The organism is Pseudooceanicola lipolyticus (genome assembly GCF_002786325.1).
Classification (GTDB): Bacteria; Pseudomonadota; Alphaproteobacteria; order Rhodobacterales; family Rhodobacteraceae; genus Pseudooceanicola_C; species Pseudooceanicola_C lipolyticus.
In genome coordinates, this window is sequence record NZ_PGTB01000134.1 from 1 (window position 1) to 11111 (window position 11111).

Annotated in this window: 15 protein-coding genes and 1 pseudogene; 6 read left to right on the forward strand and 10 right to left on the reverse strand. The window is 65.3% G+C overall.

The window, feature by feature from the left end:
• On the forward strand, positions 1-257 hold a 257-nt coding region (locus CVM52_RS20120; RefSeq protein ID WP_133119909.1), incomplete at its 5' end, for an ATP-binding cassette domain-containing protein.
• A gap of 10 nt (positions 258-267) precedes the next feature.
• Here the strand turns inward: CVM52_RS20120 and CVM52_RS20125 are convergent.
• The 4 genes from CVM52_RS20125 to CVM52_RS20140 form a co-directional block, all read right to left on the reverse strand.
• Positions 268-957, reverse strand: a complete 690-nt coding sequence (locus tag CVM52_RS20125) for a hypothetical protein (RefSeq protein ID WP_100164211.1) — start codon at positions 955-957, stop codon at positions 268-270.
• Positions 958-1033: 76 nt separating this feature from the next.
• Positions 1034-1696, reverse strand: a complete 663-nt coding sequence (locus CVM52_RS20130; protein WP_100164212.1) for a DNA-3-methyladenine glycosylase I — start codon at positions 1694-1696, stop codon at positions 1034-1036.
• Positions 1697-1764: 68 nt separating this feature from the next.
• The gene (locus tag CVM52_RS20135; protein WP_100164213.1) at positions 1765-2169 is read right to left on the reverse strand and encodes a PaaI family thioesterase; all 405 of its coding nucleotides are present in this window, start codon (positions 2167-2169) and stop codon (positions 1765-1767) included.
• Positions 2170-2227: 58 nt separating this feature from the next.
• A complete protein-coding gene (locus CVM52_RS20140; protein WP_133119910.1) occupies positions 2228-2785 on the reverse strand; it encodes a hypothetical protein in 558 nt (185 codons plus the stop codon).
• A 319-nt stretch (positions 2786-3104) separates the two neighbouring features.
• Between CVM52_RS20140 and CVM52_RS20145 the strand changes: the two genes are divergently transcribed.
• Entirely contained in the window at positions 3105-3302 is a 198-nt protein-coding gene (locus CVM52_RS20145) for a CsbD family protein (protein WP_100164215.1), read from the forward strand.
• Positions 3303-3894: 592 nt separating this feature from the next.
• Here CVM52_RS20145 and CVM52_RS20155 read toward each other — a convergent pair.
• Positions 3895-4101 (reverse strand): cold-shock protein, encoded by a 207-nt coding sequence (locus CVM52_RS20155; protein ID WP_100164217.1) that lies wholly within the window; start codon positions 4099-4101, stop codon positions 3895-3897.
• A 218-nt stretch (positions 4102-4319) separates the two neighbouring features.
• On the opposite strand from CVM52_RS20155, the gene CVM52_RS20160 reads away from it, so the two are divergent.
• Both CVM52_RS20160 and CVM52_RS20165 read left to right on the forward strand, forming a co-directional pair.
• Positions 4320-4637 carry an ArsC/Spx/MgsR family protein gene (locus CVM52_RS20160; protein WP_100164218.1) on the forward strand — a complete coding sequence of 106 codons (318 nt, stop codon included), beginning with the start codon at positions 4320-4322 and terminating at the stop codon, positions 4635-4637.
• Between the two features lie 35 nt (positions 4638-4672).
• On the forward strand, positions 4673-5041 hold the full coding sequence (locus tag CVM52_RS20165) for a hypothetical protein (protein ID WP_100164219.1): 369 nt from the start codon (positions 4673-4675) through the stop codon (positions 5039-5041).
• 3 nt (positions 5042-5044) lie between these two features.
• Here the strand turns inward: CVM52_RS20165 and CVM52_RS20170 are convergent, their stop codons facing one another.
• From CVM52_RS20170 to thrS, 5 genes are all read right to left on the reverse strand, one after another.
• Positions 5045-5608: a DoxX family protein gene (locus CVM52_RS20170; protein WP_100164220.1), complete on the reverse strand. Its 564-nt coding sequence runs from the start codon at positions 5606-5608 to the stop codon at positions 5045-5047.
• Positions 5605-6369 carry an HvfC/BufC N-terminal domain-containing protein gene (locus CVM52_RS20175; RefSeq protein WP_100164221.1) on the reverse strand — a complete coding sequence of 255 codons (765 nt, stop codon included), beginning with the start codon at positions 6367-6369 and terminating at the stop codon, positions 5605-5607. Before CVM52_RS20175 ends, CVM52_RS20170 begins: the two co-directional genes overlap by 4 nt.
• Complete coding sequence (bufB, locus tag CVM52_RS20180) at positions 6366-7223, reverse strand: MNIO family bufferin maturase (protein ID WP_100164222.1); 858 nt, start codon at positions 7221-7223, stop codon at positions 6366-6368. The genes CVM52_RS20175 and bufB overlap by 4 nt, the downstream gene beginning before the upstream one ends.
• 51 nt (positions 7224-7274) lie before the next feature.
• The gene (locus CVM52_RS20185) at positions 7275-7577 is read right to left on the reverse strand and encodes a BufA1 family periplasmic bufferin-type metallophore (RefSeq protein ID WP_100164223.1); all 303 of its coding nucleotides are present in this window, start codon (positions 7575-7577) and stop codon (positions 7275-7277) included.
• A gap of 195 nt (positions 7578-7772) precedes the next feature.
• The gene (gene thrS, locus CVM52_RS20190) at positions 7773-9752 is read right to left on the reverse strand and encodes a threonine--tRNA ligase (RefSeq protein WP_100164224.1); all 1980 of its coding nucleotides are present in this window, start codon (positions 9750-9752) and stop codon (positions 7773-7775) included.
• Positions 9753-9936: 184 nt separating this feature from the next.
• Here thrS and CVM52_RS20195 point away from each other — a divergent pair, with 184 nt between their 5' ends.
• Both CVM52_RS20195 and CVM52_RS20200 read left to right on the forward strand, forming a co-directional pair.
• Positions 9937-10686, forward strand: coding sequence for an alpha/beta fold hydrolase (locus CVM52_RS20195; RefSeq protein WP_100164225.1), 750 nt, complete (start codon positions 9937-9939; stop codon positions 10684-10686).
• Positions 10686-11111, forward strand: a pseudogene (locus tag CVM52_RS20200) (alpha/beta hydrolase); the annotation flags it as partial. The gene CVM52_RS20195 and the pseudogene CVM52_RS20200, both read left to right, overlap by 1 nt.

Consider the following 11111-nt stretch of genomic DNA (forward strand, 5'->3'; position numbering starts at 1 on the left):
ACCGGCCGGCGGCGCTGTCGGGGGGCGAACAGCAGCGGGTCGCCTTTTGCCGGGCGATGGCCAATGCGCCGCGGCTGCTGTTGGCGGACGAGCCCACCGGCAACCTGGATCCCGCCACTTCGGACCAGGTGTTTGCCGCGCTGCTGGAGTTGGTGCGCGACACCGGGATGGCGGCGCTGATCGCCACGCATAACATGGAGCTGGCGGCGCGGATGGACCGGGCGGTGCGCCTGGCGGGCGGGGTGCTGGACGGCTAGGCCGACCGCCTCAGTCGCAGATCCCGTTCAGTTCGGCGCCGCGCCAGGGCAGCAGCACGTCATGTTCGCGCTGCCCGTTGCGGGGCAGGTCGGCCACCGGGAAGGCAGCCTTCAGCATGTCGTGCAACCGCTTGGTGCGCGCGGCATCGGGGGCCAGCGCCCGGCAGCAGACATATTCCTCGACAATCGCGCCCTGCTGTTCGAAGCCGTAGCCGAGGAAATCCGGCGCGCCGTCAAGATCGAAGAGGTAAGGGTCGGAGGAGCGGCCATGTTCGGCGGCGGCGCGCAGCGGGCTATAGCCGGTGCGGTCGCGGTGCTGCCATTGCCAGACATGGGTCATCTCATGCGCCAGCAGCATCGCCGCCGTCAGGTTGATCGCCTGCGGATAGTCGCGCAGGTAATCCGGCACGTACCAGTCGCGCACGAAGAAGATCGAATTGAACAGGGTGACGGCGGCGGGTTTGGCGGTGACGACGGCGGCCTTGACCGGCGGCAGGATGCGTTCGCGGCAGGTGACGCGCGGGCGCGGTTCGCGGCGGAAGGTGATGTTGCCGACCGGCGCGCCTTCGACCAGGCGCACGCGGTCCAGGTTCAGCGCGCCGCCCTGCAACGTGCCGATAAAGGCGATTTCGTTTTCGGTCAGTTTGCGTCCGCAACCGCAGAGCAGGACCAGCAGGATCAGGAACAGGCGCAGCGTCATGGCGCGACGTTATCCCGGCATTTTGCGTTCGGATAGAGCGACTTGCCGGCTTGAGCCAAAAAATGCGCGGGGTAGGTCAGATGCTCATCGCCAGCACGCGGCTGATCTCGGTCAGCGAGCGGCCAGACTGTTCCATCCAGGTGTTGAACGCCGCCTGCACCGCGCGGCGGGCCGCTTTCGACGTGGCCGGTTTGTCGATCACCCCTTCGGCAATCAGCCGCGCGGTGACGTCGCGCGACAGGATGAAACTGTCGCGCCCGCAGAACCGCATGGCATATTGCCCGGTGGCCCCGCCCAGCCGCGCGCCGCGATCCTTCAGCAGGTCGAGCAGGCCGATATAATCCTCGGACGGCCAGCCGCCCAGCACCGTGCCGGCGCCGCCCTGGGCGCGCAGGTCCAGCAGGAAGGCGGCATTGTCGCGCACGGTGGCGACCTTGGCGCCGTTGCGGACGATCCGCCGGTCCTGCAGCAGCGCGTCGAATCTGTCATCGTCGATAAAGGCGCAGCGGCCCGGGTCGAATCCGTCGAAGGCGGCTTCGAACCCGTCCCACTTGTTTTCGATGACCTTCCAGTTGAAGCCGGACTGGAAGATCGACTTGGTCATGGTCGACAGCCAGCGGTCGTCGGGGATGGCGGCCAGTTCCTCGGGCGACAGCGGCTTGTCCAGTTTCTGGTTCAGCGCCGCTTCGCCGCCATGGCGGCCGGCGGCTATGCCGAAGATCTCGTCGAAATGATGCATCGCGCCCTCCGTGCTGATCCGAATGTTGCCCGTTTGTTCCGAAAAGGCAATGCCAACCTGCAGCCGCGTCAGGCGGCATAGAACGTGGCCGTGGCGGTGGCGACGATTTTCCCGCTGTCTTCCTCGGTCATCTCGGCGCGGGTAAAGCTGAGCGCGCGGCCGGCGCGGATCACGCGGGCGTCGCACAGGATCGCGGTGCCGCGGCCGGGGCGCAGGAACTGGGTGTGCAGATCGGTGGTGGAGAACAGCCGCAGTTCACCGGCATGGGCGATGGCGGCCAGTACCATCGCGGTGTCGGCCAGCGCCGCCAAAGCCTGGCCCGAGACGATGCCGCCGACGCGGCTGAGATGCGGGCCCAGCGGCATCCGCACCAGCACATGTTCTGCGTCGGTTTCCAGCACCACGGGTTTGAGGGCGCGGACCCAGTCGGCAAAATTTTCCTCCAGGATCCGGCGGGCGTCTGCCGGGGTCATGCGCGTCCTCCTCGCGGGTTCCGGGGGAGACTAGTGCGCACCGGCGGGGCTGTCGATATCACTCGGCCACCGGCGTCTCCACCGCCGGCGGGTCCGGGACCTGCGCGTCATAGGCGTCCTGGCAGGCCAGCACCTCGTCGAAGGCGCGGCGCGATCCGCGCAGGGTGAAATGGCCCAGCTGGGCATCGCCGTAAGACCAGGTCATGCGCAGCTCGCGCTGGAATTCCTCGATAAAGGTGGCGGCCTTGTCGGTCGAGGCGTCAACCAGGATGTTCAGGCCCGGCGCGCCATCCATGAACACCCCGGTCATATCCAGGATCCAGGGGGGCTCGTCGCCCAGGGCCAGCGTCACGGGATAGCGGGTGCCGGGTTCGATCGAGGCCCAGGTTTCATCCAGCATGGTGATGTCCAGCGCCGGGATGCTGCCGCGCGTGTCGAACCCGATGAAGAACCCGGTGCCGTCGAAGGTGGCGAAGGCGAGGCAGCCCCGTGTGGTCGGGTAATACCCCACGTCCCAGCCATCGGTATAGGCCCAGCGCTCGGGCGTCGCCGCATCGGTGGGCGAGGAGGCCGGCAAAAGCGCCAGCGCCAGAGCAAATGGTAGGTATCGGGCCACGGCCCCTCCCTGCGATGTCCAAGCTGGGACGCGAGTATAAGCAGGGGGCGGCAGTCGGCAAAGACAAGATGCGGTTTTCAATGTCGCAGGTGTTGGCAGCAGGGAGGGGTTAACTTGTTGATAAATATACGCTTTGTTTCAAGCCGTCCTGCCGGTTCTGGCGGATCGCAAAGATCCGTGATGGGAACTAATCCACCGACAGACCGGCGATTGTCTGCTGGTCCGAACCGGAAAGGCCGGCAGTTGCACGTTCCGGTTGCGGAACCGGGCCTGAGGTTTGGCGTTTTATGGGCACAGCCGATTGAAAGGAGGCGATGACATGAACTGGGATCAAATCGAAGGCAAATGGGAACAAGTCAAAGGCAATGCCCGCGAGCATTGGGGCAAGCTGACCGATGACGAACTTCAGGAAGCCAAGGGCAACCGCGAACAGCTGGTCGGGCTGATTCAGGAGCGTTATGGCAAGGCCCGCGCAGAAGCCGAGCGCGAGGTCGAACACTGGCAGAGAAATCTCTGACCCAGCACCGGTGCGGGGCCGTACGGCCCCGCGCCTTGGTCACGCCGGATCGTGCCGGTGCGTGACCCAGTCTTTCCCCATCGCGACGATGCAGGACGTGCCGGTGGCGTAGGTCACCACCAGCGTCCAGTCGCCGCGCGCATCTGTCCAAACTTCCATGATCTGATCGGGGCCCTGCACCCCGGTGGCGCTGCGACGTTCCCCGAACCTGTGGGCCAGACGGTCATGCAAGGCGGATGTGGAGTCGCAAATCACCTCGGCAATCGGTGAAACTGCGCCGGCCGGCGCCGCGACGGCAAGCAATAGGGCAGGGATCAAAAACCGGACCATGCCCGGAAATGTAACGGAATTATGACGCTTCGTATAGCGACTTGATATACATCTCCGCTGGCGGCGGGGATGTGAGGGCCGGGCGAAGAGACCAGAAGATGCCAGTCTATAGATGCCGGCCTATAGATGACGGTGCGCTTGGTCGCGCACCGCCGATTCTAATTGATTTTTATTGTAAAACTCACCCCTTGCGCCCTGAAAACGGGCGTTCGGACCGGGACTCCCGGCGGCGTCTGGCGAGAGGCGCCTTTCTTGCTGGAGATTATTTGAGCTTGAGATCGGCGGCCATCTTGCGGCCGTCGCGTCCGTCCTGCAATTCGTACTCCACTTTCTGATTGTCAGCGAGCCCGGTGAGGCCCGATCGTTCCACGGCCGAGATGTGCACGAACACATCCTTGCCGCCTTCATCCGGGGCGATGAAGCCATAGCCCTTCGTTGTATTGAACCATTTTACGGTGCCGGTCGGCATCTTCCCCAAGTCTCCTTCTGTCTCCGCCGTATCCGTTGTGGACAGCCCTTAGGGCAACCCGTTTTGCCGACAGGCGGCCGGACCAGGGATCAGATCGGACGACTGGCTGACGGGGCGGCCCTAATTCAAGAATTGCAGGCTTGATTAAAAAATCAAGAAAAAGGGGCTGCAATTGGCTGCGCGGACAGATATTTCCGCAACTCAAAGAGGAGAGCAGAATGGTACTTTACGGGTTAAAAACCTGCGATACATGCCGCAAGGCTATGAAATCATTGCCAGATGCTGAATTTGTTGACGTGCGTAGCGACGGTGTGCCGGAAAAGCTGTTGCAACGCGCCTTTGCGCAATTCGAAGGCGAATTGGTGAATAGGCGTTCCACCACCTGGCGGGGATTCTCCGAGTCTGAACGGCAAAATCCGCCGCTGGAACTGCTAAAGGCACATCCGACGCTGATGAAACGGCCGCTGATCGCCGACGGTGACACGCTGTATCTGGGCTGGGGGCCCGAGGTGCGGGCGGCCCTTGGCGCCGGCTGAACGCGTGCCTATCTGTCGGTAAAAGGAAGGGAAACATGCGCAACGCGGCACTGGTTCTGGGGCTGATCGCCGGCATCTTCGGCATGATCGTCGGGTTTTTCGGATATGGCTATACCGTCGCCATCGAACATTGGGGCGAAATCGACGGGCTGGCGATGCAGGTGCAGAACGTCGATCTGATCCGCGCGGCCTCGCTGTTTGCGCCGATGCTGGCGATTGCCGGCGGCGCCATGGCCAAGGTGCGGGCGCTGTGGGGCGGTGCGTTGATGCTGCTCTCGGCGGCAGGGATGTATTACGCCTTTGGTTTCAACGTCTTCACCATGTTCCCCATCGCCTTTGCCGGGCTGGGTGGCCTGATGGCCGTGGGCGCCGGCAAGCCGGACGAGCCCAAGGCGCATTTCTGAGCGTCAGGAGATTCGCAGCCGCCGTTTCAGCAGTTCGTCCAGCGACAGCGGCCCGGCGCCGCGGAACACCAATACCAGCAACAGAACGATCCACAGCGCGCGCTGGTCCAGCATGATGCTGTCTGGCGCACCGTCGAACCAGGCGCCCAGCGTCGAGCCGTCGGCAATGGCGTTGTGGCCAAACAGGTCGGTCAACGACTGGACCACCACGAACCCCACCATGCCCAATGCCGCCAGGCGGGTGAACAGCCCCAGGATAATCAGTGCCGGCAGCACGAATTCGGCCCAGGTGCCGGCCAGGATCACCGCCTTCTGCATCGCGGTGGCCTGGGTGATGTCATAGCTGGCCGCCTCGGCCGCCTTGGGGAAAATCTGTGCAAAGCCGTTGAAGGAAGGCTGAACCAGGTGGGTCAGGTCGCCGCCCAGCTTGGTCAGGGCCGAGTTCCAGTAATAAACCGCAAAGATCGCGGCGAACAGGAAACGGGCCAGCGTCGGCATCAGCGCCGCGCCAATGCGGTATTCGACAAAATGGGCGAGGCGCAGGTAGAGGTTGATCAGGGCGGTCATGAGGTTTTCTGGTCCGTCGTCAGTGAGGTGAGAGCGCCGCCCTGCAGCAGCAGGGCGAGACTGGCGGAAAGGTCGAATGCGGCGGCCTCGGCCTGGGCGGCGTCATAGGCGGCGCCAAAGCTCAGCCCTTGGCCCAGCGCGGCGATCCAGGTTGCGGCGCCGGCGCGCAGAAGCTGTGGGATCGGGTCGTATTCGGGCCGCAGGACCACGACATCCTGCGCCTCAGCACGGGGCTTTGGCGCCCCGTCCTGGGTGGCAAAGCGCCAGATGTCGTGGACCGGCCAGTCGGAACGCAGCAGTTCCAGCGCCGGGGCCAGGGTGACCCTGGCCTGCATCAGCTGGTCGGGCGGCATCTCGGCCAGCACCGCGGCATCGACCGGCGCGGCATCGGCGGCGTGGTAGGACCGGCGCAGCGCCAGGTCGAGCCGCGCCATGTCGGGGAGATAGCCGAGATGGGCCAGATCGTTGCGCGAGGCGAGAAACTCGGGAAACCCGCTGCCGTAATGCATCATCAGCGGCGATTCGGGCGGGTTGGCGCGCAGGTAGAGGCGTGCCAGCCCCTTCATGTTGTCGCCGCCCAGCAGCCGGGCCACGGTGGGAAAGCCGGTTTCCAGCGCCTCGATCAGCGAAACGGTGACATTGTTGCGGTAGACGTCAAAGCGCCGCCCCGCCGGCCGGGTCGCGCCGTCGCGCAGCGCCTCGGGGACCGGGCGCGCAGGATCAAGCAGCGCAGCGGCAAACTGGTCTTCGCGACCGCTCATGCCGAAACGGGGGCCAGGGCGCGGGCGGCACGCGTGGCTTCGTCGCGCAGCACCGGCCAGTCGGGCACATCGGTGTCCCATTCCACCAGCACCGGGCGCGACCCGGACTTGGCCAGGGTGTAATCCAGCAGCGCCCAGACCGGATCGGCGACCTCGCGCCCGTGGCTGTCGATCAGCAGCGGCGCGCCGTGATCGTCGGCCTGGGTGTCATGGCCGCCCAGGTGTAATTCGCCCACATGGGCCAAAGGGAAGGCGTCGATATAGTCTTGCGGGGCAAAGCCCAGGTTGGTGGCCGAGACGAAGACGTTGTTGATGTCCAGCAGCAGGCCGCAGCCGGTGCGGCGCACCAGTTCGGCCAGGAACTCGGTTTCGGGCCAGCTGCTTTCCGCGAAGGCCAGATAGCTGGACGGGTTTTCCAACAGCATCCGGCGGCCCAGCGCCTCTTGCACCTGATCGATATGGTCGGCGACACGGGCCAGGGTTGCATCGGTATAGGGCAGCGGCAGCAGGTCGTTCAGGAAATGGCTGTCATGGGTGGACCAGGCCAGATGTTCCGAAAACGAGGCCGGGTTCAGCCAGCCGGTCAGATGTTTCAGCCGCGCCAGATGGTCGCGGTCAAGCGGGCCGTCGCCGCCGATCGACAGGCCGACGCCATGCACCGAGATGGCAAATCTTTCGGACAGGGCGCGCAGCTGCGCCAGCGGGCGGCCACCATCGCCCATGTAGTTCTCGGCATGGATCTCAAGCCATTGCACCGGGCCGGGTTCGGCCAGGACCGCCGCGAAATGCTGCGGTTTGAAGCCGATGCCGGGGGCGTGCGGCAGCCGGTTGGGATCGGAGGCGGCGTCAAGCATGGCTAAGCCCGTCAAGGCGCGGCAGGCCGCCGGGGCGGCCTGCCAGCGGTGTTATGCGGGAAGATCGCGTTCCAGCGGCTCCAGCGAGCCCTTGCGCTCGGTGCCGTCCGCCATCGCGGGCAGCTCGATCTCGGCGCAGGTGCCGGCGTCAACCAGAGTCCAGGCATTGCCTTGGTAATCGGTGGTCGAGGTTCCGGCGCAGGTGGTGCCAGGTCCGGCCGCGCAGTCGTTCTGGCCGGCCAGCGACACGCCATAGCACTTTTCCTTCGCCTGGGCGGTGGCGCCGGTGCCATGTACGGACAGGGCGGCAGCAACGGCGCTGGCGATGGCCAGGGTCTTTGCAGTGGTCGACATCTTGAGGTCCTCCGGTTTTGGTAACAACGGGTTAAGCCTCCACAGCATAGGGCCAAGCGGCCGGAACGTGATCTCACGAGCCCGTGACTCACGTCTCCGTCAATTCGCGTTATGGCCACTTCCCGCCGCAGGCTGCGGAATCCGCGCTTTCCTGTCAATTGTTACAGTAAGGCGCGGACAGCCGGCGGTGATTTGTTACAGCAGGTCGGGCGGAGTCGCCTCGATCTTCAGGGCGGCTGTAACATCGGCCAGCGAGGCGACGCTGGTCTGCTTTTCGCCCAGGCGGCGGATGGTTACCGTGCGTTCTTCCACCTCGCGATGGCCGACCGCCAGGATCACCGGCACCTTGCCCACCGAATGTTCGCGCACCTTGTAATTGATTTTTTCGTTGCGCGTATCGGCCTCGGCCCGGACACCGGCGGCGGTCAGGGTGGCGGCAACCTCCCTGACATAATCGTCGGCCTCCGAGGTGATCGAGGCCACCACCACCTGCCGGGGGGCCAGCCAGAACGGCAGCTTGCCCTCCCAGTTCTCGATCAGGATGCCGATGAACCGTTCAAACGAGCCCAGCGTTGCGCGGTGCAGCATGAAGGGGCGGTGCTTGTCGCCATCGGCGGCGATATAGGAGGCGCCCAGCCGTTCGGGCAGGTTGGGGTCCACCTGGAAGGTGCCGCATTGCCAGACCCGGCCGATGGCATCGGTCAGGTAGAAATCCAGCTTGGGGCCGTAAAAGGCACCGTCGCCCGGTTCCAGCGTATAGTCGCGGCCCACCGCCTTGATGGCGTTTTCCAGCGCGCCTTCGACATAATCCCAGCTTTCTTCCGAGCCCACGCGCTTTTCCGGGCGGGTGGCAAAGCGGATTTCGAACTCGGGAAAGCCGAGTTCTTCGTAGATATTGGCGAGGAAGTCGATGAAGCGGGCGCATTCCGACTGGATCTGCTCTTCGGTGCAGAAGATATGCGCGTCATCCTGGGTAAAGCCGCGCACCCGCATGATGCCATGCAGCGCGCCCGAGGGTTCGAAACGGTTGCACGATCCGAACTCGGCCAGCCGCAGCGGCAGGTCGCGATAGGATTTCAGACCCTGGTTGAACACCTGCACGTGGCAGGGGCAGTTCATCGGCTTCAGCGCGTTGATCCGCGTCTGGCTTTTGTCCTTGACCACCGCATCGTCGGTTTCGCCGTCGCGGCTTTCATCGACTTCGACCAGGAACATGTGATGCTGGTACTTGTCCCAGTGGCCCGAGGCCTCCCACAGCTTGCGGTCGACGACCTGCGGCGTGTTGATCTCGCGATAGCCGCCGGCGCGCTGCTTGCGGCGCATGTAATCCTGCAGGGTGGTGTAGACGGTCCAGCCGTTCGGGTGCCAGAACACCTGGCCCGGCGCTTCTTCCTGCATGTGGAACAGGTCCATCTCGCGGCCCAGCTTGCGATGGTCGCGCTTGGCGGCCTCCTCCAGCATGGTCAGATGCGCCTTCAGCTTGTCGCGGTTCAGGAAGGCAACGCCGTAGATGCGCTGCAGCATCTGCCGCTTGCTGTCGCCGCGCCAATAAGCGCCGGCAATCGACATCAGCTTGAACGCGTCGCCGGGCACCTGGCCGGTATGCTGCAGGTGCGGACCGCGGCACAGGTCCTGCCAGTCGCCGTGCCAGTACATACGCAGCGGTTCGTCGCCGGGGATCGCCTCGATCAGTTCGACCTTGTAGGGTTCGTTATTGTCTTCGTAATGCTTGATCGCGCGGTCGCGCTCCCACACCTCGGTGGTGACGGGATCGCGGCGGTTGATGATTTCCTTCATCTTCTTTTCGATCTCGCCCAGATCCTCGGGCGTGAACGGTTCGGCGCGGTCGAAATCGTAATACCAGCCGTTTTCGATGACGGGGCCAATGGTGACCTTGGTGTCGGGCCAGATCTCCTGCACCGCGCGGGCCATGATATGGGCCAGGTCGTGGCGCACCAGCTCGTTGGCCTGCACCTCGTCCTTCATGGTGTGAATGGCGATCTCGGCATCGCCGGGGATCGGCCATTGCAGATCCCAGTGCTTGCCGTTGACGGTGGCGGAAATCGCCTTTTTCGCCAGCGAAGTCGAGATGTCGGCGGCGACCTCGGCAGGGGTGATCCCGGCCTGGTAGTGCCGTGCATTGCCATCGGGAAGGGTCAGGGAAATCTGGGCCATCGGCCTTAGCTCCTCGTCGGTTTGGCGCCCACTGAACGCCCGGTTGCGGGTTATGTGGCGCCCGATGTGGCAGTGTCAGCCGGGCAAGTCAAGCCGCTCTGGCGCAGGCGCCGTCCCCCGTGACCTTGCGTCCCGCAGCGGCCTGTGCCCTAGTCGCGCCAGGCGACAGGCAGGGAGTGACCGCATGGCAGGGGCAGAGTATCTCGACACGGCGCAGGGGCGGCGGCTGGCCTATCACAGCACGCCGGGCAAGGGGCCGGTGGTGGTGTTCCTGGGCGGGCTGAAATCCGACATGGAGGGCACCAAGGCGCTGCACCTCGAGGCCTGGGCGCAGGCGCGCGGGCAGGCCTTTCTGCGCTTTGACTATTCCGGCCACGGCGAAAGCTCGGGCCGGTTCGAAGACGGCTGCATCGGCGACTGGCACGAGGACACGCTGGCGGCGATCGATGCGCTGACCGAGGGGCCGATCCTGCCGGTCGGCTCGTCGATGGGCGGCTGGCAGGCGCTGCTGCTGGCCCGCGCGCGGCCCGAACGGATCGCCGGGCTGGTCACCATCGCCGCGGCGCCGGATTTCACCGAAGACAGCTATTGGGCGGGGTTCAGCGACGCCCAGAAACGGCAGCTGGAAGAGGTCGGGCAGGTCGAGCTGCCCTCGGATTACATGGAGCCCTACGTGATCACCCGCCGGATGATCGAGGACGGGCGCGACCGACTGGTCTTGCGGGCGCCGCTGCCGCTGCCCTTTCCGGTGCGCTGCTTGCAGGGCACGGCCGACAGCGCCGTCAGCACCGACACCGCGCTGCGCCTGCTGGAACATGCCGACTGTCCCGACATGCGGCTGACGCTGGTCAAGTCGGCCGATCACCGGTTTTCCGACGGGCTCTGCCTGGCGCTGATCGAGGCGGCAGTGCTGGACGTGCTGGGCGCCGGCTGATGCGATGGCTGGCGCGCGGCCTGGCGGTTCTGGCGCTGCTGGCTGCGGCGCTGTGGTGGCTCGGCCCCTATGAACCGGCCGAGCTGACGGCAGAGTTTGATGCGGGCGCGATGGATCGCGGCGTGCAGGCCTATTTCGACGCGGCCGAGGCCCGGTTCGACGACATCACGCCCGGGGTGCAGAAACGGGTGATCTGGGCCGGCGCGGCCGAGCAGCGGACGCCGATCGCGCTGGTCTACCTGCACGGGTTTTCCGCCACCTCGGAAGAGGTGCGGCCACTGCCCGACCGGATTGCCGCGGCGCTGGGCGCCAACCTGGTGTTCACCCGGCTGACCGGCCACGGCCGCTCGATGCGCCAATACCGTGCCCTGGCCGCGCTTTCCGATGCCGAATTATCCGCGCGCGGCCTGACCCGACAGTCGTTG